This window comes from Streptomyces sp. NPDC006476, from assembly GCF_040612015.1.
Taxonomy (GTDB): domain Bacteria; phylum Actinomycetota; class Actinomycetes; order Streptomycetales; family Streptomycetaceae; genus Streptomyces; species Streptomyces griseorubiginosus_B.
Genome location: NZ_JBEXPK010000026.1, coordinates 14,906 through 37,553 on the forward strand (window position 1 = coordinate 14,906; position 22,648 = coordinate 37,553).

21 protein-coding genes are annotated in these 22,648 nt (G+C 71.3%); 15 read left to right on the forward strand and 6 right to left on the reverse strand.

The genetic code is table 11. The features are described from left to right. Positions 1-259 precede the first annotated feature (259 nt). Positions 260-2,062, reverse strand: coding sequence for a glycoside hydrolase family 15 protein (locus tag ABZZ74_RS27625; RefSeq protein WP_356769539.1), 1,803 nt, complete (start codon positions 2,060-2,062; stop codon positions 260-262). A gap of 463 nt (positions 2,063-2,525) precedes the next feature. On the opposite strand from ABZZ74_RS27625, the gene ABZZ74_RS27630 reads away from it, so the two are divergent. The 12 genes from ABZZ74_RS27630 to ABZZ74_RS27685 all read left to right on the forward strand — a co-directional run bounded on the left by ABZZ74_RS27630 (position 2,526) and on the right by ABZZ74_RS27685 (position 16,672). Continuing rightward, positions 2,526-4,193, forward strand: a complete 1,668-nt coding sequence (locus tag ABZZ74_RS27630; protein WP_356769337.1) for a CTP synthase — start codon at positions 2,526-2,528, stop codon at positions 4,191-4,193. Positions 4,194-4,281: 88 nt separating this feature from the next. Beyond that, on the forward strand, positions 4,282-4,908 hold the full coding sequence (locus tag ABZZ74_RS27635) for an NUDIX hydrolase (RefSeq protein ID WP_356769339.1): 627 nt from the start codon (positions 4,282-4,284) through the stop codon (positions 4,906-4,908). Positions 4,909-5,066: 158 nt separating this feature from the next. Next, positions 5,067-7,109: a tetratricopeptide repeat protein gene (locus ABZZ74_RS27640; protein WP_356769341.1), complete on the forward strand. Its 2,043-nt coding sequence runs from the start codon at positions 5,067-5,069 to the stop codon at positions 7,107-7,109. A gap of 144 nt (positions 7,110-7,253) precedes the next feature. Beyond that, the gene (gene ald / locus ABZZ74_RS27645) at positions 7,254-8,369 is read left to right on the forward strand and encodes an alanine dehydrogenase (protein WP_208782187.1); all 1,116 of its coding nucleotides are present in this window, start codon (positions 7,254-7,256) and stop codon (positions 8,367-8,369) included. A gap of 411 nt (positions 8,370-8,780) precedes the next feature. After that, positions 8,781-9,917 carry a ParA family protein gene (locus tag ABZZ74_RS27650; protein ID WP_356769343.1) on the forward strand — a complete coding sequence of 379 codons (1,137 nt, stop codon included), beginning with the start codon at positions 8,781-8,783 and terminating at the stop codon, positions 9,915-9,917. After that, positions 9,902-10,465 carry a hypothetical protein gene (locus ABZZ74_RS27655; protein ID WP_356769345.1) on the forward strand — a complete coding sequence of 188 codons (564 nt, stop codon included), beginning with the start codon at positions 9,902-9,904 and terminating at the stop codon, positions 10,463-10,465. The genes ABZZ74_RS27650 and ABZZ74_RS27655 overlap by 16 nt, the downstream gene beginning before the upstream one ends. 352 nt (positions 10,466-10,817) lie before the next feature. Next, the gene (locus ABZZ74_RS27660) at positions 10,818-11,891 is read left to right on the forward strand and encodes a segregation/condensation protein A (RefSeq protein ID WP_356769541.1); all 1,074 of its coding nucleotides are present in this window, start codon (positions 10,818-10,820) and stop codon (positions 11,889-11,891) included. Further along, on the forward strand, positions 11,888-12,556 hold the full coding sequence (gene scpB / locus ABZZ74_RS27665; protein ID WP_356769347.1) for an SMC-Scp complex subunit ScpB: 669 nt from the start codon (positions 11,888-11,890) through the stop codon (positions 12,554-12,556). The genes ABZZ74_RS27660 and scpB overlap by 4 nt, the downstream gene beginning before the upstream one ends. Further along, on the forward strand, positions 12,556-13,632 hold the full coding sequence (locus ABZZ74_RS27670; protein ID WP_356769348.1) for a pseudouridine synthase: 1,077 nt from the start codon (positions 12,556-12,558) through the stop codon (positions 13,630-13,632). Before scpB ends, ABZZ74_RS27670 begins: the two co-directional genes overlap by 1 nt. A 62-nt stretch (positions 13,633-13,694) precedes the next feature. Further along, complete coding sequence (locus ABZZ74_RS27675) at positions 13,695-14,657, forward strand: sigma-70 family RNA polymerase sigma factor (protein WP_356769350.1); 963 nt, start codon at positions 13,695-13,697, stop codon at positions 14,655-14,657. Beyond that, the gene (locus tag ABZZ74_RS27680; RefSeq protein ID WP_356769352.1) at positions 14,654-15,202 is read left to right on the forward strand and encodes a TIGR03086 family metal-binding protein; all 549 of its coding nucleotides are present in this window, start codon (positions 14,654-14,656) and stop codon (positions 15,200-15,202) included. The genes ABZZ74_RS27675 and ABZZ74_RS27680 overlap by 4 nt, the downstream gene beginning before the upstream one ends. Before the next feature lie 54 nt (positions 15,203-15,256). Next, complete coding sequence (locus ABZZ74_RS27685) at positions 15,257-16,672, forward strand: MFS transporter (protein ID WP_356769354.1); 1,416 nt, start codon at positions 15,257-15,259, stop codon at positions 16,670-16,672. Here the strand turns inward: ABZZ74_RS27685 and ABZZ74_RS27690 are convergent. Continuing rightward, positions 16,555-17,526, reverse strand: a complete 972-nt coding sequence (locus ABZZ74_RS27690) for a DUF72 domain-containing protein (protein ID WP_356769356.1) — start codon at positions 17,524-17,526, stop codon at positions 16,555-16,557. The genes ABZZ74_RS27685 and ABZZ74_RS27690 overlap by 118 nt on opposite strands. 95 nt (positions 17,527-17,621) lie before the next feature. Between ABZZ74_RS27690 and ABZZ74_RS27695 the strand changes: the two genes are divergently transcribed. From ABZZ74_RS27695 to ABZZ74_RS27705, 3 genes are read left to right on the forward strand one after another with little or no spacing between them, the layout of a single operon-like run. Further along, a complete protein-coding gene (locus ABZZ74_RS27695; RefSeq protein WP_356769358.1) occupies positions 17,622-18,353 on the forward strand; it encodes an NUDIX domain-containing protein in 732 nt (243 codons plus the stop codon). After that, positions 18,350-19,372: an ADP-ribosylglycohydrolase family protein gene (locus tag ABZZ74_RS27700; RefSeq protein WP_356769360.1), complete on the forward strand. Its 1,023-nt coding sequence runs from the start codon at positions 18,350-18,352 to the stop codon at positions 19,370-19,372. The genes ABZZ74_RS27695 and ABZZ74_RS27700 overlap by 4 nt, the downstream gene beginning before the upstream one ends. A gap of 3 nt (positions 19,373-19,375) precedes the next feature. Beyond that, the gene (locus tag ABZZ74_RS27705; protein ID WP_356769362.1) at positions 19,376-20,128 is read left to right on the forward strand and encodes a nucleotidyltransferase domain-containing protein; all 753 of its coding nucleotides are present in this window, start codon (positions 19,376-19,378) and stop codon (positions 20,126-20,128) included. On the opposite strand, the gene ABZZ74_RS27710 is transcribed toward ABZZ74_RS27705, so the two are convergent. Genes ABZZ74_RS27710 through ABZZ74_RS27725 form a run of 4 tightly spaced genes read right to left on the reverse strand, consistent with a single transcriptional unit; the run spans position 20,054 to position 22,497 of the window. Further along, positions 20,054-20,797: a nucleotidyltransferase domain-containing protein gene (locus ABZZ74_RS27710; protein ID WP_356769364.1), complete on the reverse strand. Its 744-nt coding sequence runs from the start codon at positions 20,795-20,797 to the stop codon at positions 20,054-20,056. The two genes, ABZZ74_RS27705 and ABZZ74_RS27710, sit on opposite strands and share 75 nt — an antisense overlap. A gap of 22 nt (positions 20,798-20,819) precedes the next feature. Next, the gene (locus ABZZ74_RS27715; protein ID WP_356769366.1) at positions 20,820-21,233 is read right to left on the reverse strand and encodes a Rieske (2Fe-2S) protein; all 414 of its coding nucleotides are present in this window, start codon (positions 21,231-21,233) and stop codon (positions 20,820-20,822) included. Beyond that, the gene (locus tag ABZZ74_RS27720; protein WP_356769368.1) at positions 21,230-21,814 is read right to left on the reverse strand and encodes a DUF6529 family protein; all 585 of its coding nucleotides are present in this window, start codon (positions 21,812-21,814) and stop codon (positions 21,230-21,232) included. The genes ABZZ74_RS27715 and ABZZ74_RS27720 overlap by 4 nt, the downstream gene beginning before the upstream one ends. Before the next feature lie 23 nt (positions 21,815-21,837). Continuing rightward, positions 21,838-22,497 (reverse strand): hypothetical protein, encoded by a 660-nt coding sequence (locus ABZZ74_RS27725; protein WP_356769370.1) that lies wholly within the window; start codon positions 22,495-22,497, stop codon positions 21,838-21,840. Positions 22,498-22,648: the final 151 nt, after the last annotated feature.

Sequence of the window (22,648 nt, forward strand, 5' to 3'; positions counted from 1 at the left end):
GGATGCCGCCGGGACAGCTCAGGGCGGACGCAAGCCGCCCCCGGGCGGCGCGGGGCCGCTGTGGATATGCCGCTCCGCCGCGCGGGTGCGACCGGCCAGGACGGCACCGCGGAGGGCAATGTCCTCCGCGGCTTCTCCGGCAGCGCCCCGAAGGGGCGCGGGGCTGCGGTGGACTGTGCGGCTCCGCCGTGCGGGCGCGACCGGCCACGACGGTGCCGCGGACGATCCACGGCACAGCGCGGCACTTCCAGCGGAGCGCTCAGCCGCCGTACGCGCCCGACGCCGTCAGGCGCAGGGCCGTGTCGATGAGGGGGACGTGGCTGAAGGCCTGGGGGAAGTTGCCCACCTGGCGCTTGAGACGCGGGTCCCACTCCTCGGCGAGCAGCCCGAGGTCGTTGCGGAGCGAGAGCAGCTTCTCGAAGAGCTTCCTGGCCTCGTCCACGCGGCCGATCATCGCGAGGTCGTCGGCCATCCAGAACGAGCAGGCCAGGAAGGCCCCCTCGTCGCCGGGCAGGCCGTCGACGCCCTCGCTGTCGCCCTCGGTCGGGTAGCGCAGGATGAAGCCGTCCGGCGTCGACAGCTCGCGCTGGATGGCCTCGATGGTGCCGATGACGCGCTTGTCGTCGGGCGGCAGGAAACCCATCTGCGGGATCAGCAGCAGCGAGGCGTCGAGCTCCTTGGAGCCGTACGACTGCGTGAAGGTGTTGCGCTCCTTGTCGTAACCCTTTTCGCACACGTCCCGGTGGATCTCGTCGCGCAGCTCCTTCCAACGCTCCAGCGGGCCGTCCGCGTCGCCGGACTCGATGAGCTTGATGGTGCGGTCTACGGCGACCCAGGCCATGACCTTGGAGTGCACGAAGTGCCGGCGCGGGCCGCGCACCTCCCAGATGCCCTCGTCCGGCTCGTCCCAGTGCTGCTCCAGGTAGCGGATCAGCTTCAGCTGGAGGAGGGAGGCGTAGTCGCTGCGGGCCAGGCCCGTCATGTGGCCGAGGTGCAGGGCCTCCGTGACCTCGCCGTACACGTCGAGCTGGAGCTGGTGGGCGGCGCCGTTGCCGACGCGCACCGGCGCCGAGTTCTCGTAGCCGGGCAGCCAGTCCAGCTCGGCCTCGCCCAGCTCGCGCTCGCCCGCGATGCCGTACATGATCTGCAGGTTCTCGGGGTCGCCGGCGACCGCGCGCAGCAGCCACTCGCGCCAGGCGCGGGCCTCCTCGCGGTAACCGGTGCGCAGCAGCGAGGACAGCGTGATGGCCGCGTCACGCAGCCAGGTGTAGCGGTAGTCCCAGTTGCGGACGCCGCCGATGTCCTCGGGGAGGGAGGTCGTCGGCGCGGCGACGATGCCGCCGGTCGGGGCGTACGTCAGCGCCTTCAGCGTGATCAGCGAGCGGATCACCGCCTCGCGGTAGGGGCCGTGGTACGTACAGTGCTCGACCCACTCCCGCCAGAAGTCCTCCGTGGCCTCCAGGGAGGCCTCCGGCTCCGGCAGCGGCGGGGGCTCCTTGTGCGAGGGCTGCCAGGAGATGGTGAAGGCGATCCGGTCACCGGGGGCGACCGTGAAGTCCGAGTACGTGGTCAGCGACTTGCCGTAGGTCTCGCACTCGGTGTCGTACCAGACCGAGTCGGGGCCGGCGACGGCGACCGTACGGCCGTCGTGCTTGTGCACCCAGGGCACGACACGGCCGTACGAGAAACGCATGCGCAGGGCCGAGCGCATGGGGACGCGGCCCGAGACGCCCTCGACGATCCGGATCAGCTGCGGGGCGCCGTCACGCGGGGGCATGAAATCGGTCACTCGGACCGTGCCGCGCGGGGTGTCCCACTCGGATTCCAGGATCAGCGAGTCGCCGCGGTAGCCGCGCCGGGCCGCCCGCGGGGGCTGGGCGTCGGAGGCGTGGGCGGGGCCCAGCCGCCAGAAACCGTGCTCCTCGGTGCCCAGCAGACCGGCGAAGATGGCATGCGAGTCGAAGCGCGGCAGGCACAGCCAGTCCACCGTGCCGTCCCGGCAGACCAGGGCAGCGGTCTGCATGTCTCCGATGAGTGCGTAGTCTTCGATGCGCCCGGCCACGTGCAACTCCAGTCGAACGGCCACGTCACCCCCAGCAGGGGGCTGTCGCTATTGCGGTCAAGGGGTCGTTGTAATGCGTCGTTGAGCGGTGAAGCAAAGCAGTCGTGCCTGCCGTGTGGCAAAACGACAATTGATGCTCAACGAACTGACGAGCTCTCGTTGTTCCGGTCATCACGTGCGGGGGTGGTGACGTGTATCCGGCCGGGCTCGGCAGCGAGTGTCCGAGCAGGATACGACGCACGTAGATGATCTGTGTGCCGCTCCCGGCAACCGGGATCGGCCGAACGGGTGAGCAACCGTCGGGAAACAGCGGAAGACGTGCACGTCCGTGGCGGTCCGTGTGCGGAGCGTGCCCGGAAGCCGCCGGCTGCCGTCGCTGATACCCTGGTAGCCCGTGGACCGGTGGGCGAGAAAACCCCGGAACCGCAACCCAGACCGCGACCACGGGAGCCCCCTCTTGGCCATGCCGCCGCATGTTTTTCGAAACAGCACAGCCACGACGACCAAGCACATCTTCGTCACCGGGGGTGTCGCCTCCTCCCTGGGCAAGGGCCTGACGGCCTCCAGCCTCGGCATGCTGCTCAAGGCGCGCGGCCTCAGGGTCGTGATGCAGAAGCTCGACCCGTATCTGAACGTGGACCCGGGCACGATGAACCCCTTCCAGCACGGTGAGGTCTTCGTCACGAACGACGGGGCGGAGACCGACCTGGACATCGGACACTACGAGCGCTTCCTCGACCGTGACTTGGACGGCTCCGCCAATGTCACTACGGGACAGGTCTACTCGACGGTGATCGCCAAGGAGCGGCGCGGCGAGTACCTCGGCGACACCGTGCAGGTCATCCCGCACATCACCAACGAGATCAAGCACCGGATCCGCCGGATGGCGACCGACGAGGTCGACGTCGTCATCACGGAGGTCGGCGGCACGGTCGGCGACATCGAGTCGCTGCCGTTCCTGGAGACGGTGCGCCAGGTGCGGCACGAGGTCGGCCGTGACAACGTCTTCGTCGTCCACATCTCCCTCCTGCCCTACATCGGCCCGTCGGGAGAGCTGAAGACGAAGCCGACCCAGCACTCGGTTGCGGCCCTGCGCAACATCGGTATCCAGCCGGACGCCATCGTGCTGCGCTGCGACCGCGAGGTGCCGACCGCGATCAAGCGCAAGATCTCCCTGATGTGCGACGTCGACGAGGCCGCCGTGGTGGCCTGTCCCGACGCCCGCTCGATCTACGACATCCCGAAGACCGTGCACGGCGAGGGCCTGGACGCCTATGTCGTCCGCAAGCTGGACCTGCCCTTCCGCGACGTGGACTGGACGACCTGGGACGACCTGCTCGACCGCGTCCACAACCCCGACCACGAGATCACCCTCGCCCTGGTCGGCAAGTACATCGACCTGCCCGACGCCTACCTTTCGGTCACCGAGGCCCTGCGCGCCGGCGGCTTCGCCAACAAGGCCCGCGTGAAGATCAAGTGGGTCACCTCCGACGACTGCAAGACCCCGGCCGGCGCCAAGGCGCAGCTGGCTGACGTCGACGGCATCTGCATCCCCGGCGGCTTCGGCGACCGCGGTGTGCTCGGCAAGGTCGGCGCGATCAGGTACGCCCGCGAGAACAAGATCCCGCTGCTCGGCCTCTGTCTGGGCCTGCAGTGCATCGTGATCGAGGCCGCGCGCAACCTGGCCGACATCGGCGACGCCAACTCCACCGAGTTCGACCCGGCCACCGCCCACCCGGTCATCTCCACCATGGCCGAGCAGCTGGACATCGTCGCCGGCGAGGGGGACATGGGCGGAACGATGCGCCTGGGTATGTACCCGGCCAAGCTGGCCGAGGGCTCCATCGTGCGCGAGGTGTACGACGGCAAGGAGTACGTCGAGGAGCGGCACCGCCACCGCTACGAGGTCAACAACGCCTACCGCGCGGAGCTGGAGAAGAAGGCGGGCATCCTGTTCTCCGGCACGTCGCCGGACGGCAAGCTCGTGGAGTACGTGGAGTACCCCCGCGAGGTGCACCCTTACCTGGTCGCCACCCAGGCGCACCCCGAACTGCGCTCGCGTCCGACCAGGCCGCACCCGCTGTTCGCGGGCCTGGTGAAGGCCGCCGTCGAGCGGAAGAACTCCGACTGACACAACAGTTGTACGGTGGCCGGGGCGCGCGCATTCAAAAGGTGAGCGCCCCGGCTGCTCTTTTTTTGCACGTGGGGAAGGACAGGGCATGACGATCAAGGACACTCCCGAGGAGTGGGAGATCCGGGCGACGAGGACCCCCTTCGTGGGCAACAAGACCTCCGTCCGCACGGACGACGTGGTCATGCCCGACGGAACGGTCGTCCACCGCGACTACCAGGTCCACCCGGGCTCGGTCGGCGTCCTCGCCCTGGACGACGAGGGACGTGTCCTGGTGATCCGCCAGTACCGCCACCCCGTACGCCAGAAGCTCTGGGAGATCCCGGCCGGCCTGCTCGACGTGCCCGGTGAGAACCCGCTGCACGCGGCCCAGCGCGAGCTGTACGAGGAGGCGCACGTCAAGGCGGAGGACTGGCGGGTGCTGGCCGACGTCTACACCACCCCGGGCGGCTCCGACGAGGCCGTGCGGATCTTCCTGGCCCGGGATCTGTCCGAGGCCGAGGGCGAGCGCTTCGCGGTCGAGCACGAGGAGATCGACCTGGAGTACGACCGTGTGCCGCTCGACGAGCTGGCCCGGGGCGTCCTCGCGGGTGAACTGCACAACAACTGCCTCGTGGTGGGCGTCCTTTCGCTCATCGCGGCGCAGAACGGCGACGGGCTCGACGCGCTGCGTCCGGCCGAGGCGCCGTGGCCCGCGCGTCCGTTCGAGTCCTGAACACTTCCGGGCGTGTCGGTGTGACCATCGGCTGATCCGATCGAGGGACCTGTCCGCCGCGCTCCACCAGGAACGTTGCAGAGCGTGAACTAGGCTCTGACCCATGCCCGGACCGGGGACCCGGCGGGCTTGCGTGCGGTGGGACGGGAGTGTGGCCCGTGACGGATCAGGCGGTGGACACGGAAGGCGGCGCACGGCTGTCGGAAAGTCAGTTCCTGGGCCGTACAAGGGAGTTGAAGGAACTGCGCGCCGACATCGAGCGCGCCGGCCTGGACACCCTGTCCGGGAGGAAACCCCCACGCGCGCGTGTCCTGCTCATCGCCGGAAAGCCCGGCTCCGGACGCACCGCGCTCGCCGAGGAACTCGTACGACAGGTCGCGGACCGTTACGACGACGGAGTGCTGCGCGCCCGGCTGAGCGAGCCCGACGGCACCCCCGTCCCCGTCGAGCGCGCCGCCCGTGAGCTGCTGGCCGCCCTGGACCTGCCCACCCCCGCCGGAGCCGCCGCCGACGACCTGACCGAGGCCCTGCGCACCGCCCTCGCCGACCGGCGGGTCCTGCTGCTGCTCGACGACGCGGCCGACGCTGAGCAGGTCGACGCCCTCCTCCCGGACACCCCCGACTGCCTGGTCGTCGCCGTGTCCGGCGGCCCCCTCACCGGCATCTCCGACGTCCGCCCCTGCACCCTGGGCGGCCTCGACACCAAGTCCGGCCTGGAGCTGCTCACCCGCTACACCGGTTCGGTCCGCATCACCGTCGACCCCCGTGCCGCCGAGGGCCTGGTCGAGGAGTGCCAGGGGCAGCCCGCCGTGCTGACGCTGGCCGGCGGCTGGCTCGCCGCGCGCCCCAAGGCGGCCGTCGCCGACCTGGCCAAGCAGCTGCACAGCGAGGACGGCGAGGGCACCCCGCTCAGCCGGGTCTTCCGGCTCGTCCACGGTTCACTGCCCCCGGCCTCCGCCCGGATACTGCGACTGCTCTCGCTGGCCCCGGCCGGCCTCGTCGACCCGCACACCGCCGCCGCGCTGGCCGGCTGCTCCATCGACAGCGCGCGGGCCGCCCTGGACGACTTCGTCGCCCTCGGCCTGCTGCACACCGTGGACTCGCCGCTGCCCCAGTACGAGGTGCCCGGCTGTCTGCACCCCCTGCTCAGAAGGCTGGCCGCGACCCAGGACCGCCCAGGCGAGCTCCAGCTGGCCCGCGCCCGGATGTTGGAGCGGACGGTGCGCCTGCTGCAGGCCTGCCGGACCATCACCGAGACCGACGACCCCGAGGCCCGCGAGAAGCTCCAGGCGATGCCCCGCTCGCTGCGTTTCCCGAGCCCCCGGGCCGCCGAGGAGTGGCTGCGCATCCGGCGGCCCGCGCTGCTGGCCTCCGCCCGGGCCGCGGTGGCCGACGGGGAGCTGGACACCCTCGCAAGGCGCCTGATGTCCCAGCTGGTCAGGGCGATGGTGGCGCACTTCGGCACCCAGGCCGCCGCGTCCGACCTGTACGGCATCCACGCGCTGGTCCTCGACGTCGCCGAGCGCCGGAAGCTGCCCCGCGAGAAGGCCGCCGCGCTGCTGAACCTGGGCGATCTGGACGGCCAGACCGGCCGTACGGCGCAGGCTCTGGTGCGGTATCGGGCCGCGCTGGACGCCGGACGCGAGGCGAACGACCCGTACGCGACCGGGCGCGCGATGGAATCCGTAGGCGGTGCGCATCTGGAGCTCGAGGACTACGACCGGGCCGCCGACTGGTTCGGCCGGGCCCTGGCCCAGCGGCTGGCCCGGGACGAGCGCGCCGAGGCGGCCCGGCTGTACGGCCGTATCGCCGCCGCCCACAGCTACGCGGGCCGCTACGGCGAGGCGCAGCGCAACTGGCGGGCCGCTGCCGCCGGGTACCGCAAGAACGGCGATGTGGCGGCCCACGCCCGGGCGTTGAGCGAGCTCGCCCGCGTCCAGGAGTACGCGGGGCGGCCCGAGGAGTCGCTGCGCACCTGCCACGAGGCGCTGGAGTGGGCGCGCCGGGCCGAGGACCAGCGGCTGCAGGCCGCGCTGCAGCTGCGGCTCGCCGACACGCTGGAGCACCTCGGCGATCCGGCGGTCGCCGCGCTGCACCGGGGACGGGCCGAGCGCCTCCTCGGTGACGAGCCGGAACGGGCCGATGACACGAAACAAGCCGCTGATGCCTGCGAAATCCGTAGTACATCCGCTGAAGATTGATGTAATGAAAGGCTAGACAGCGGGAACACCTTCATTAAACTGGCTCTGCCGCACCTTCTCCTGCGGTGTCTCCCGGTGTGTTCCGTCATGCCTGGGTACGTGTTGTATTGCCCCACATCCACTGAGCCAAGGACCGTGATCCACGTGAAGGTCGGCATCCCCCGCGAGGTCAAGAACAACGAGTTCCGGGTGGCCATCACCCCCGCCGGGGTGCACGAGCTCGTGCGCCACGGGCACCAGGTCGTCATCGAGCGGGGCGCCGGCCTCGGCTCGTCGATCCCGGACGAGGAGTACACCGCCGAGGGTGCCCAGATCCTGGACACCGCCGACGAGGTCTGGGCCGCCGCCGACCTGCTGCTGAAGGTCAAGGAGCCGATCGCCGAGGAGTACCACCGCCTCCGCAAGGACCAGACGCTCTTCACCTACCTGCACCTGGCCGCCTCCAAGGAGTGCACCGACGCGCTCATCGAGTCCGGCACCACGGCGATCGCCTACGAGACCGTCGAGCTGCCCAGCCGCGCCCTGCCGCTGCTGGCGCCCATGTCCGAGGTCGCGGGCCGGCTGGCCCCGCAGGTCGGCGCCTACCACCTGATGCGCTCGGTCGGCGGCCGCGGTGTGCTGCCCGGCGGCGTCCCCGGCACCCAGCCCGCGCGTGCCGTCGTCATCGGCGGCGGTGTCTCCGGCTGGAACGCCACCCAGATCGCCGTCGGCATGGGCTTCCACGTCACGCTGCTCGACCGCGACATCAACAAGCTCCGTGAGGCCGACAAGGTCTTCGGCACCAAGGTCCGGGCGATCATGTCCAACGCCTTCGAGCTGGAGAAGGCCGTCCTGGACGCCGACCTCGTCATCGGCGCCGTGCTCATCCCGGGCGCCAAGGCCCCGAAGCTGGTCACCAACGAGCTGGTCGCCCGGATGAAGCCCGGAAGTGTCCTTGTCGACATCGCGATCGACCAGGGCGGCTGCTTCGAGGACTCCCGTCCCACCACCCACGCCGAGCCGACCTTCACGGTCCACGACTCGGTCTTCTACTGCGTCGCCAACATGCCCGGCGCGGTGCCCAACACCTCCACCTACGCGCTCACCAACGCCACGCTGCCCTACATCGTCGAACTCGCCGACCACGGCTGGGTGGAGGCGCTGCGCCGCGACCCCGCGCTGGCCAAGGGGCTCAACACCCATGACGGCAAGGTCGTTTACCGCGAGGTGGCTCAGGCGCACGGACTGGAGCACGTGGAGCTGGAGACGCTGCTCGGCTGAGCCCGATCGAGCCGAAAACGTAAGTCACCTTTTCGTAAAGGCGATACGTCAACAAGGCGCGTCAACCGTGCGCACCAGGCCGGACCTTGCCCCACAAGGTCCGGCCGGATGTGTGTATGGTCACTTTGCGCCGCTCGGTCAACTCGCCTCGAACGTAACCCTTCGACCGATTCGCACACCGGCGAAACCTGCCGTGCGACGGCCGTACGCCCTTGACAGCGGGATGTTTCATTGCCGACACATCGGGCCGGGTCCGGCGGATTGTGTTGCTGCGGACGCCCGACACGCCATAGAGTCGCCAACCGTCGGCATGGTGCCACGCTGACCTTGTCTAGAAGTTTCCTGGTCACCAAGGAGGTAAGACGACTTGTGAATGAGTCGACATTTTCTCCCGGGGGTGGTCAACCAGGAATGCCTACGCGGGGCCCCGGTCCCGCGGGGCTCGAGGCTGTCGGCTCCGTCGCTGTCCGAACCTTCGCAGCCCAACAGAGCCAGACCGGCCCCCGCATGGTTCTGTCAGCACCCCAGAGCATGGATGGCCATCACGTGAACGCCATGGCCGGCGACGGAAGTGGCGCGCCCCACAACCACTTCGCCGACTACGACGAACTGCCCGAAGGGCACTTCTACGACCCCGACGCGGAGTACGAGCCGGATCCCGAGTACGCGGCCACGCTCGCGCCCGACGCTGCCCGTCAGCGCCGTGAGCGCATCGGCCCGACCGGGCGCCCGCTGCCGTACTTCCCGATCCCGGGCCCGCTCACCAGTCACGGCCCCGCGACGATCATCGCGATGTGCAACCAGAAGGGCGGCGTCGGCAAGACCACGTCGACCATCAACCTGGGTGCCGCGCTCGCGGAGTACGGCCGGCGTGTGCTGCTCGTGGACTTCGACCCGCAGGGCGCGCTGTCGGTGGGCCTCGGTGTCAACCCGATGGAGCTCGACCTCACCGTCTACAACCTGCTCATGGAGCGGGGCATGGCGGCCGACGAGGTGCTCCTGAAGACGGCGGTCCCCAACATGGACCTGCTGCCCAGCAACATCGACCTGTCGGCGGCGGAGGTCCAGCTGGTCTCCGAGGTCGCGCGCGAGTCCACGCTGCAGCGCGCCCTGAAGCCGCTCATGGCCGACTACGACTACATCGTGATCGACTGTCAGCCCTCGCTGGGTCTGCTCACCGTGAACGCGCTGACGGCCGCGCACAAGGTGATAGTGCCCCTCGAGTGCGAGTTCTTCGCGCTGCGCGGTGTCGCGCTGCTCACCGAGACCATCGAGAAGGTCCAGGAGCGGCTCAACCCGGAGCTGGAGCTCGACGGGATCCTCGCCACGATGTACGACTCGCGCACGGTCCACAGCCGCGAGGTGCTGGCCCGCGTGGTCGAGGCCTTCGACGACCACGTCTACCACACGGTCATCGGCCGCACGGTCCGCTTCCCGGAGACCACGGTCGCGGGCGAGCCGATCACCACCTACGCCTCCAACTCCGTCGGCGCCGCCGCCTACCGCCAGCTCGCCAGGGAGGTGCTCGCCCGGTGTCACGCCGAGTGAGTCTGCCGGGGGCCGACGAACTCTTCCGTACGACAGGGGGAATGGCGCTTCAGCCGTCCACTCCGCGGCGGGGGGCCAACGGCGAAGCCCGTGTGCCCGCGCCCGCCGGGGAGAGCGACCCGGCCGCGGCCGGGCCCGAGGACGCGCCGCAGTCGGTGCCCGCGCAGGGCGGCGACGGCGAGGGCGCGGAGCATGTGGCGGCGGAGCCCGAGCCGTCCGACGAGGGCGAGTCCCGGGACCGGCCGGCCCGCCGTCAGACGGCGCAGGAAGGTTCTGCCCCGGCCGGCGGGGGCGCCCAGCCGCGCAAGCGCGGGCGGGCGGCCAACCGGCGCCCGAGCGGGCGGGAACGGCACGACGAGAAGATCACCGTGTACGTGTCCGCCGAGGAGCTGATGGATCTGGAGCACGCGCGTCTGGTGCTCCGGGGCGAGCACGGGCTGGCCGTCGACCGCGGGCGCATCGTGCGCGAGGCGGTCGCCGTGGTCCTGGCCGACCTGGAGTCCCGCGGGGACGCGAGCATCCTCGTACGCCGACTGCGCGGGCGGTAGACGGTAGCCTGCGGGGGCCATGACCTCGAACGACGTTTCCAGCCCCGGCCCCGGCGCCGGCCGCAGGCGTGCCCTGGGGCGGGGACCGGGCGCGGACGCTCCGCGGGTCGAGCCGACGCCCCCGCCGCCGGAGGACCAGGCGGCGGCGGAGCCGACGACCCCGAAAGCCGCGACCGAGGCCGACGAGGAACGCCCCGAGGAGCGATCCACATCCACGGTGCCGGGGTCCGGGCCGGTCGAGCCGGAGGTACGTGAGCGGGGGGCCGTCAAGGCGGAGGCCGTCGGCGCTGCAGCAGCCGCATGTGGGGCCGTCGATCCCGCGGCAGCCGTATGTGAAGCCGTCCAGCCCGGGGTGGCGGGAGCAGAGGTGCTCGGGCCTCGGGTGGCTGGGGCGGAAGTGCTCGGGCCCGGGGCGGCTGGGGCAGAGGTCGTGGAGGCGGAGGCGGTCGGGCATCTCCTGGGCGACGGAGCCGGGGAGCTCGGGCGGGCGGCCGGCGCTGATGAAGTGCTCGCCGAGCCGGTGGACGAGCCGGCCGAGACAGGGGACGCCCCGCAAGCGGCGGAACCGCTTGCCGAGACCGCAGCCTCTGAACCCATTGCCGACCCGGACAAAGCCGACGACGGTGTCTTCAAGGTTCGGCTCTCCAACTTCGAGGGTCCCTTCGATCTGCTCCTGCAGCTGATCTCCAAGCACAAGCTGGACGTCACCGAGGTCGCGCTGTCCAAGGTGACCGACGAGTTCATGGCGCACATCCGCGCCATGGGGCCGGACTGGGACCTCGATCAGACGACCGAGTTTTTGGTCGTCGCGGCCACGTTGCTCGACCTCAAGGCCGCCCGGCTGCTGCCGTCCGCGGAGGTCGAGGACGAGGCCGATCTCGCTCTCCTCGAAGCACGCGACCTGCTCTTCGCCCGGCTGCTGCAGTACCGCGCGTACAAACAGATCGCCGACATCTTCAGCCGGCGGCTGGAGGACGAGGCCCGCCGCTACCCCCGCACCGTCGGACTGGAGCCGCACCACGCCGAACTGCTGCCCGAGGTCGTCATCAGCATCGGCCCGGAGGGGTTCGCCCGGCTCGCGGTCAAGGCCATGCAGCCGAAGCCCAAGCCGCAGGTGTACGTCGACCACATCCACGCCCCGCTGGTCAGCGTCCAGGAGCAGGCCCGCATCGTGATCGACCGGCTCCGGGAACTCGGCGAGGCCAGCTTCCGCTCCCTCGTCGAGGACACCGACGACACCCTCACCGTCGTAGCCAGGTTCCTGGCGCTTCTGGAGCTGTACCGGGAGAAGGCCGTAGCGCTCGACCAGGAGACCGCCCTCGGGGAGCTGATCGTGCGGTGGACCGGCGGCGAGGGTGAGACCCGGCCGATGGTGACCGACGAGTTCGACCGACCGCCTGAGCCGCCCAAGGAGGACAAGCCGTGAGCGAGGAGACGACCGAGCTGCCGGCCGGCCTGCGCGCCGTCGCCGATCTCGAGCTCAAGCCCGCCCTGGAGGCCGTCCTGATGGTCGTGGACGAGCCCGCCACCGAGGAGCACCTCGCGAAGATCCTGGAGCGCCCGAAGCGCCAGATCGGCGACGCGCTGCGGGCGCTGGCCGACGACTACACCGTCCAGGGCCGCGGCTTCGAGCTGCGCTTCGTCGCGGGAGGCTGGCGCTTCTACAGCCGCGCCGAGTACGCCCCGGCCGTGGAACGCCTGGTCCTGGAGGGCCAGACGGCCCGGCTCACCCAGGCCGCCCTGGAGACGCTCGCGGTCGTCGCCTACCGCCAGCCGGTCAGCCGCAGCCGCGTCTCGGCCGTCCGCGGGGTCAACTGCGACGGGGTCATGCGCACCCTGCTGCAACGGGGTCTGGTCGAGGAGGCGGGCGCGGAACCCGAAACAGGTGCGATCCTGTACAGGACGACGAACTACTTCCTGGAGCGGATGGGCCTGCGCGGTCTGGACGAGCTCCCGGAGCTCGCGCCCTTCCTCCCGGAGGCGGAGGCGATCGAGGCCGAGACCCAGGAGGGCGTTCCCTCGTTCGACCCGGACGCACCCGATGACGGTCCGGGCGCCCACGACGAACACACGACGACGACGGAACTTTGATGCGAAGCAGCGGCAGCGGCAAGAGCGGCGGGCGCGGTAACCACCGCGGAGCCGGCAACAACAGGGACCAGAAGCAGGGTCAGGGCCAGAGCCAGGGCCGCCCCCGCAAGCCCCGCCCCGAGGAGCGCCGCTACGACGTGGGCCCCGGCGCCACCCAGGACGGCCCCAAGTCCGGGCGCGGCGGCGCGGCCCGCGGCGGCGCCAAGGGCGGCCCCAAGCAGGGACAGCAGCGCGGCGGCCGCACGGCTCCCGCCCGCTCCCGTGAGTACGACGCACGGACCGAGGAGCGCAACCGGGACCGGTACGCGGGCAAGAAGGACATCAAGCTGCCCAAGACCTTCCCGGGCGCCGAGCAGGAGGGCGAGCGGCTGCAGAAGGTCCTCGCGCGCGCGGGCTACGGCTCCCGGCGCGCCTGCGAGGAGCTGATCGAGCAGGCCCGGGTCGAGGTCAACGGCGAGATCGTGCTGGAGCAGGGCAAGCGGGTCGACCCGGAGAAGGACGAGGTCAAGGTCGACGGCCTGACGGTCGCCACGCAGTCGTACCAGTTCTTCTCGCTCAACAAGCCCGCCGGTGTCGTCTCGACGATGGAGGACCCGGAGGGGCGCCAGTGCCTCGGGGACTACGTCACCAACCGCGAGACCCGGCTCTTCCACGTGGGGCGGCTCGACACGGAGACCGAGGGCGTCATCCTGCTCACCAACCACGGCGAGCTGGCGCACCGGCTGACCCACCCCAAGTACGGCGTGAAGAAGACCTACCTCGCCGCCATCGTCGGCCCGATCCCGCGCGACCTGGGCAAGAAGCTCAAGGACGGCATCCAGCTCGAGGACGGCTACGCGCGCGCGGACCACTTCCGGGTCGTCGAGCAGACCGGCAAGAACTACCTGGTCGAGGTGACCCTGCACGAGGGGCGCAAGCACATCGTGCGCCGCATGCTCGCGGAGGCCGGTTTCCCGGTCGAGAAGCTGGTGCGCACCTCCTTCGGCCCGATCACCCTGGGCGACCAGAAGTCGGGCTGGCTGCGGCGGCTGTCCAACACCGAGGTCGGCATGCTGATGAAGGAAGTCGACCTCTAGCCGATGCCTTTTCGCCCTCTCGCCGGTCTGTACTGCGTGACCGGCGAGAGGAGTGTGCAGGAATGCCTGCTACGACGACGGACCGCGACGAGTTCGTCCGGCTGACGGACCCGTACCGGCGGGAGCTGCTCGCGCACTGCTACCGGATGCTCGGCTCGGTCGACGAGGCCGAGGACCTGGTGCAGGAGACGTATCTGCGGGCCTGGCGGTCCTACGACGGCTACGAGGGCCGGGCGAGCCTGCGGACCTGGCTGCACCGGATCGCCACCAACACGTGTCTGACGGCCCTGGAGGGCCGTGCGAGGCGTCCGCTGCCCTCCGGGCTCGGAGGACCGTCACAGGCGCCCGAGGAGCCGCTGAGGGGCGCTGCGACGGACGTGCCGTGGCTGCAGCCGCTGCCGGACGCCCTCGTCGACCCGGCGACCGTGGTGGCCGCCCGGGGCAGCCTGCGGCTCGCCCTGGTCGCCGCGCTCCAGCATCTGCCCGCCCGGCAGCGGGCGGTGCTCATCCTGCGGGACGTGCTGGCCTGGCGGGCGCCCGAGGTGGCCGCGCTGCTCGGGACGTCGACCGCGGCCGTCAAGAGCACCCTCCAGCGCGCGCGTGCCCGGCTCGACGAGGTGGCCCCCGAGGAGGACCTCGTCGTCGAACCCGGGGGCGCGGCGGACCGCGAGGTGCTCGACCGCTACATGGCCGCCTTCGAGCACGCCGACCTGGACGCGCTGGTCGACCTCCTGCAGGACGGCGTGGAGCTCGAGATGCCGCCCAACCTGGAGTGGTTCCGCGGCCGCAAGGACGTGCTGCGGTTCCTGCAGGCGCGCGTGCACGAGGAGGGCGGACTGCGGATGCTGCCCACGCGCGCGAACGGGCAGCCGGCCCTCGTCATGTACGCGCGCGGGGTGGACGGCGTGCTGCGCGCGCACTCGGTGCAGGTGCTCACCGTGGTGGACGGGACGGTGGCCCGGGTCACGGCCTTCCTCGACGTGGAGCAGGTCGTCCGCTTCGGGTTCCCGCGGGTGCTGTCGTGAACGCCGGGGAGCTGCTGGAGCGTTCGCTCGCCTACGCGCTGGGGTGCGTCGCCGGCGTGGGGGCCGGGCCGCTGGAGCGGGGGACGCCGTGCGCCGAGTGGGACCTGGGGGAGCTGCTCAGGCATCTCGACGACTCGCTCGACGCCCTGCACGAGGGGCTGACGGGCGGGCGGATCGGGCTGACGCCGGGGACCGCCGACCCGGCCTGCGCGTTCCGCACGCGCGCGTGTGCCGTGCTCGGCGCCTGGGCCGCCGGGCCCGGGGAGCGGGTGGTGGTGGGCGAACTGCCGCTGGACGTGCGGGTGATGGCCGCCGTGGGGGCCGTGGAGATCGCCGTGCACGGATGGGACGTGGCGCAGGCCTGCGGGCGCCGGCGGCCCATACCGGCCGCGCTCGCCGCCGAACTGCTGCTCGTCGCGCGGTGCGTGGTCGCGGCGGAGGACCGGGGCGTGCGGTTCGGCGCGCCGGTCGCCGTGCCGCTGGGCGCGGGGCCCGACAGGCGGCTGCTGGCCTTCCTGGGCCGGCGCGATTCCTTTGCGGGGTGAGGGTGGTCTGCCTTCCGTGAGCGACCTCATGAGCTCATGGAAGGAACCCCCGTCATGACCGACACACTGAGTGTCTCCGTGCACGAACCACCCGTGGCGACCGGCCCGTCCCGTCGCGGCTGGACCGTCCTGCTGGCCGGACTCGGCGCGCTGCTGTGCTCCCTGGACGTCGTGGTCGTCGCGACCGCGCTGCCCGCGCTGCGGGCCGATTTCGGGGCGAGCCTGTCGGACCTGGAGTGGACGATCAACGCCTACAACCTGGTCTTCGCCTGCCTCACCCTGACCGGCGCCGCGCTCGGCGACCGCTTCGGACGCCGGCGGATGTACGTCGTCGGGCTCGCCGTCTTCACCCTCGCCTCCGCCACCGCCGCCCTGTCGAACGGGCCGGATCAGCTCATCGGCGCCCGGATCGTGCAGGGCGCCGGGGCGGCCGTCCTGCTTCCGCTCACCCTGACCCTGATCAGTGAGGCGTTCCCGGCCGAGAAGCGGGGGGTCGCCATCGGGGTGTGGGGCGGGGTGACCGGACTCGGGGTGGCCGCCGGGCCGGTGCTGGGCGGGGCCGTCACCGAGGGGCTGTCCTGGCAGTGGATCTTCTGGCTGAACGTGCCGATCGGCCTGGCGATGCTGCCCTTCGCCGCCACCAAGCTCCGGGAGAGTCACGGCACCCGGCCCCAACTCGACCTGGTGGGGCTGGTGCTGGCGGCCGTCGGGCTGACCGGGCTGGCCTGGGCGCCGGTCCGGGCACCGCAGGCCGGGTGGGGGAGCGCCGAGGTGCTGGGCGCGCTGGCCGCGGGAGTCGTGTTCGTCGCGGCCTTCCTCCTGTGGGAGCGCAAGGGTGCCCGTTACCCGATGCTGCCGCTCGCGCACTTCCGCAACCGCGACTTCGCCACCGCCAACGCGGCCGCCTTCCTGGTCTTCGGCTCGCTCCTGGGCGCCCTCTTCATGATCACGCAGCTCTTCCAGACCGGACTCGGCTACTCCCCGCTCCAGGCGGGCGTGCACATCCTCGTCTGGAACGCCATGCCGCTGCTTGTCGCCCCGGTCGCGGGCGCCCTCGCGGACCGCTTCGGCACCCGGCCCTTCATGCTGATCGGACTGCTGCTGCAGGGAACCGGCCTCGCCCTGCTCGCCTGGCAGGTCGAACCCGGTGTCAGTTACGGACAGTTGGTGCTGCCGCTGATCATCGCCGGCATCGGGATCTCCATGGTCTTCCCGAGCGTCGCCAACGCCGTGACCTCCTCCGTCCCGCTCGGCGAGGCGGGCGTCGCGGCCGGCGTCAACAACGCCCTGCGGGAACTGGGCGGAGTCTTCGGCGTCGCCGTCGCCGCCCTGGTCTTCACCCGGTACGGCGGTTACGACTCCCCGGCGTCCTTCCTGGACGGCTGCGCGCCTGCCCTGTGGGTGTCGGCGGGGGCCGCGGGAGCGGGCGCGCTGGTGGCGGCGTTCGCGCCGTCCCGCACGCGCGCGTGAGCCCAGTCCGTGCCGTCGAGCAGCCCGCGCATGCGCTCGGCGGCACGGACCGCGGCCGCGCCGCAGCAGTTGTTGAACAGCACGTGCAGTCGGCCGACCCGCTCGGCGAGCCCGCGCAAGCGGGGCAGCCACTCGGCGAGTTCGGCCTCCCCGTAGTCGTACCGGAAGCGGTCCTCCTTGCTCCCCGAGCCCCAGGCGGGACTGCGACCGTGGAAGCGGACGACGGACAGGTCCGGTGACGTGACCGGTGTGACGGGCGGGATGGACGAGGGAAGCGTCTGCGTCATGTCGACGGCCACGGCGGCCATGCCGTACCGCGCCAGCAGGGCGCGCGTCGCGTCCGCCCACTCCTCGCGCCACCAGCCGGGATGCCGGAACTCCACGGAGAGGGGCCATCCCGCGGTCCGTTCGGCGCATTCCCTCAGGAACCGCCCGGCCCGCCGTCCGGGCCGGAACCACGGCGGGAACTGGAACAGCACAGCGCCGAGCCGTCCCGCCGCCCGCAGCGGCTCGACGCCCTCGGTGAACCGCGCCCACACCGCGTCGAGCACCTTCGGGTCCCGGGGATCGGCGGGCAGCCCGTCCGGCATCACGGACCCGCGGGTCGGGTGACCGGTCAGCAGCGAGAACGCCTTCACGTCGAAGACGAAGCCCTCGGGCGTGCGGTCCGTCCACAGCTCGGAGTTGCGGGCGCTGGGCAGGGCGTAGTACGCCGAGTCGACCTCGACCACCGGGAACCGGTCCGCGTAGTACCGCAATCGCCCCTCGGCGTCCCGGCTTCCCGCCGGATACCAGCCGCTGCCGACCAGCGCGCGGTCCGTCCACGAACACGTGCCCACCAGGATCTCGCCCATGCGGGGCCGGTTACCCGCGCGGGGGTTGTGGAAGCACGCCTCTGTGGTTTATGGTCGTAATGACTATTAAGATGCTCGTCAAGAGGGTGGTGAACATGGCGTTCGACAGGGCGAGTTACGACAAGTACGCCTACGAGCCCTTCGCCGTCACCGTCGACCTCGCCGTCCTCACCATCCGGGACGGCGCGCTGCAGGTGCTGCTGGTCGAGCGCGGGCAGGAGCCGTACGCCGGCCACTGGGCGCTGCCCGGCGGCTTCGTCGAGCCGGACGAGTCGGCGGAGGCGGCCGCGGGACGTGAACTCGCCGAGGAGACGGGCCTGTCCGACGTCACCGGACTCCATCTGGAGCAGCTGCGCACCTACAGCGAGCCCGACCGGGATCCCCGGATGCGGGTCGTGTCCGTCGCCTTCACCGCGCTGCTGCCCGACGCGCCCGAACCGCACGCCGGGAGCGACGCGGCCCGGGCGAGCTGGCTGCCGTACCACGCGGGCCGGCCGCTCGCCTTCGACCACGACCGGATCCTGGCCGACGCCCATGAACGCGTCGGTGCCAAGCTCGAGTACAGCTGCCTCGCCACCGCCTTCTGCCCGCCCGAGTTCACCCTCGGCGAGCTGCAGCAGGTCTACGAGACGGTCTGGGGCACGCCCCTCGACCGGCCCAACTTCCGCCGCAAGGTGCTCGCCACACCCGGGTTCGTCGAACCGGTGCCGGGCGGCGCCCGACTGACCGGAGGGCGCGGCAAACCCGCCGCCCTCTACCGCGCGGGTCAGGCCACCGCTCTGCACCCGCCCCTCCTCCGACCGTCTCGGGAAGGACGCCCCGCATGACCGCAACCATCGTCGACAAGCGCGCCGCCACCGGCGCGTTGATCGGGCTCGCCCTCGGGGACGCGCTCGGCTTCCCGACCGAGTTCAACGACGTGCCCTCGATCCTCGCCAAGTGCGGACCATGGCGGGAGATGCGGCTGCTCGCGCCGGCGACCGTCTCCGACGACACGCAGATGACGCTTGCCGTCGCGCACGGGATGCGGACGGCGATGGACCGCGGGGTGCTCGCGCCCAAGCGGCTGGAGCGGCCGCTGCGCGAGGAGTTCGTGAACTGGTACCAGTCGCCGGACAACAACCGGGCGCCGGGGAACACCTGTCTGCGGGCGTGCAACCTGCTCAAGGACGAGAACCGGCCGTGGCAGGACGCCAGCCAGATCGGCTCCAAGGGGTGCGGCGCCAACATGCGCGTGGCGCCCGTCGGTCTCGCACCGGGGCTGAGCGACGAACAGCGGGCCGGCGCGGCCCAGTTGCAGGCCGGGCTCACCCACGGCCATCCCACGGCGCTCGCCGCGTCCGACCTGACGGCGAGGGCGGTACGACTGCTCGCGCAGGGCACCGAACCGGCGGCCCTGGTCGGGCTGCTGCGGACGTACGCACGCGACAACCGCAGCCGCTACCACCACACCTGGCTCGGCGACCTGTGGACCCGGGCCGACGACTCCACGGCCGAGGAGTTCATCGCCCGCGGCTGGGACGAGTGCCTGGGGGTACTGGACCGTCTCGACGAGGCCGTGCGCACCGCCGCCCCCGAGACCGACCCGTGCCTGGCCACCGGCGCGGGCTGGATCGTCGAAGAGGCGCTGGCGACCGGCCTGTTGTGCTTCCTTCTCTTCCCCGACGAACCGGTCACCGCCATCCGCCGCGCCGCCTGCACCTCCGGCGACTCGGACTCCATCGCCTGTCTGACGGGCGCGTTCGCGGGCGCGTACCTGGGCGCGGACGCCTGGCCGACCGACTGGGCGGACCGCATCGAGTACCGGGGCGACCTGATGACACTCGGCGCCCTCTGGGACGCTTGACCCGTGACCGACACCCTGCCCCTGGACCTGACCCCGGTGATCGCCGAACAGCCCGACCCGGTCCTCTTCGCGACCGTCTCCGGCGCGCACCTCTACGGCTTCCCGTCCCGTGACTCGGACGTCGACCTGCGGGGTGTGCACCTGCTGCCGACCGCCGACCTCGTCGGGCTGCGTGAGCCGGAGGAGACGCGGTCACGGATGTGGGACCGGGACGGCGTCGAGATGGACCTCGTCACCCACGACGTGCGCAAGTTCGTGCGGCTGATGCTGCGCCGCAACGGCTATGTGCTGGAGCAACTGCTCTCCCCCCTGGTCGTCCACACCACGGACGCGCACCGGGAGCTGACCGCACTCGCGCCCGGTGTGCTCACCGCGCATCACGCCCACCACTACCGCGGATTCGCCACCACCCAGTGGCGGCTCTTCGAGAAGACCGGCGAGCTCAAGCCGCTGCTCTACACCTACCGGGTGCTGCTCACGGGCATTCATCTGATGCGCTCCGGCGAAGTGCAGGCACATCTGCCCACGCTGCTCGGGGAGGTGACCGAGGCGCCGGCGTACCTGCCGGAGCTCATCGCCGCCAAGGTGGAGCGGGAGCACGGGGACGCCGATGTCGACCACGCGCGCGTGGAGGCCGACGTCGAGCGGTTGCACGGGGTGCTCGACCGGGCGCAGGAGGCGTCAGAGCTGCCCGACGCCCCGCGGGTGTACGACGCCCTGCACGACTTCGTCGTACGGGTCCGGCTGGAGGGCTGAGGCGCGGCGGACGCGGAGGAGGAAGTCCTCCACACGGCGCTGGTCCGGGTTTTCGGGCAGGGGGGTGTGCGCAGACGCCTCGTCCGCCTCCGTCGCCAGGCGGTTCATCCACGACTCGACCTCGGGCCAGGCGAGGTCGCCGCGTTTCACGGCGAGCAGGGGCTCGCGCTGGTCGCCCACGTCGATGGTGAGGGTGCCCGTGCGGAGCAGGTCGCGGGAGCTGATCAGCAGGCGCAGCAGGTGCATCGCGTGCTTCCAGCGCGGGGCGCCGTGGACGCGGACGTCCGCCTCCAGCTTCCTGCGCTGGCCGAGCGCGTAGCGGGTGAAGGTCTCGTGGGCCCGGCGGGAGAGGAACGCCTCGCGCAGGGAGAGGAGTTCGCGGCCCACGGGGTCAACGTGCTCCACCAGGGGGGAGTGCAGGCACTCCAGGATGTTGGGGTTCGCGCGCAGGGCGAGTTCGCAGAAGCGTTCCAGTTCCCAGCTGAACTGTTCGTCCGCCGGGCCCTCGACATGCGTCGGCGGCTTCTCGAAACCCCAGAACAGGGGAGTGGGGGCGACATAGACGCCCCGGCGGTCGGTGTCGCTGCCCTCCGTCGCCAGACCGAAGGCGCGCGACCCCATGACGCAGGAGTAGATCGTGTGGTCGCGCACCAGGGCCTCGGGCTGCATGTCCGCGAGCGTACGCGGCGCCTCACGCCAGGTGGATCGAATTTCCCTCCACCTTGATCTGCTCCGGCGGCAGCGGCTTCGGCGCCGGTCCGCCAGCAACCGTACCGTCGGCGATGTGGTACTTGCTGCCGTGGCACGGGCAGTCGATGGTGCCGTCGGCGACCGTGCTCACGGTGCAGCCCTGATGCGTGCAGATCGCCGAGAAGGCCTTGAACTCGCCCTTCGCCGGCTGGGTGACGACGACCTTCTCGTCCTTGAAGATCTTGCCCCCGCCGACCGGGATCTCGGAGGTCTGCGCGAGCTCCTGCCCGGCCGAGGCCTTCACGGACGAGGAGCCCGAACCGCCCCCGCTGTCGCCGTACTTGCTGCAGCCCGCGGCCAGCGGCACCGCACCTGTGGCGAGGAGAACCGTGCGCCGTGTCGAGCGGTGGGTCATGTCGTCACTCCGAACGTACGGAAGAACCAGAGGGCGGACGTCAGCCAGATGAGGGTGAGAACGGTGAAGACCAGCCCGCCGACGAACGGCAGCAGCCAGCCCGGCAGCCGCTCCGAGCGGAGCAGCAGCATCTTGGCACTGAAGGCACCGAAGAAGAAGCAACCCAGGACGGAGTGCCACATGACGCGTGTGCTGTACGTCTGGTAGCCCAGCGCGTACAGACAGTGCACCGCCACCGGGACCGCCACCAGGAACGCGATACGACCCGACCAGCGGTGCAGCGTCGGCGCCCAGCCCGGTCCCCGGAGCTTGCCGTAGACCATGAACGCGGACACCAGTTGGACGAGCGCGAAGAAGAAGGCGGTCGTCGCCAGCCACGACTTCACCGCCCCCGTGCTGCTGAACCCGGCGAGGTTGAAGGCGGTGCCGGCCGGGTGGTGGGCCTTTCCGTAGACGCCGAGGCCGACGGCCACCGCGGCGGCGACCAGGGCCGGGACCAGATACCGGGCCGGGCTCGGCGCCCGATGGGCCGGCCCGGGGGGCGGAAAGCTCTGCGTGGCGGCGTTCGGATCGACGGTCATGGTCGGCTCCCCGGGCAGAAGGATCAAGGAGTTACGGGACGTGCCGTGAGCTGCTCTCCGTCGACCGTCACCGCGCCCGTGGCCGGGTCGATGGCGGGCGCGGTCGTGCGCTTGCCGTCACGGGTGAGCAGACCGACCTGGCGGCCGTTCGGCAGGACGATCCAGCCGCCGACGATCCGGGCGCCGCGCACCTGGCTGTTGGCCCGGTACAGCCCGGACGGCTTCTTGGCCTTGGCCAGGGTGAAGGTGTAGTGGCCGCCACCGAGGTCGGCGGTACCGCTCAGCCGCGCGCCTCCCTTCAGCGTGCCGTTCAACCGCGCGCCGTTCTCGCCGGTCAGCGCCATGCTGCCGTCACCGCGCACATCGCCCTTCAGCCAGGACTCGATGTTGTGGCCGTCGCAGAAGTACGCGATCGCCTTGCCGCCGCGCAGCGAGACGGCGACGGCGGAGGAGTCGTCGTCCGTGCGGCCGGTGTAGACGCCGGTGGCCGCCGCCGTGTGCGTCGGGGTCGGGCTGGGACTCGGCGGTGCGCTGGTCCTCGTGGGCGCGGGAGACGCGGCCGGCGACTCCTCTTTGTACGTCGACGAGGCGCTCTTGGTGCCGGTGGTCGAGTTGAGCGTGAGCATGAACAGACCGAACAGCAGTCCCGCGAGCAAGGTCAGCAGCGGTCCTGGACGCTTCATGAAGGCCTCCCCCGAGGCGAGTTTCCTGTCATGAGAGCGGACCGGCGGCCACGGCGTAAAGAGGCGCACGGGGTGTTCCGCCGCCAAGTATCGGAATAGAGACATTCGGGTGACATTGTCGGAGATCGTCGGGGCCGTCTCAGCGGGCGGG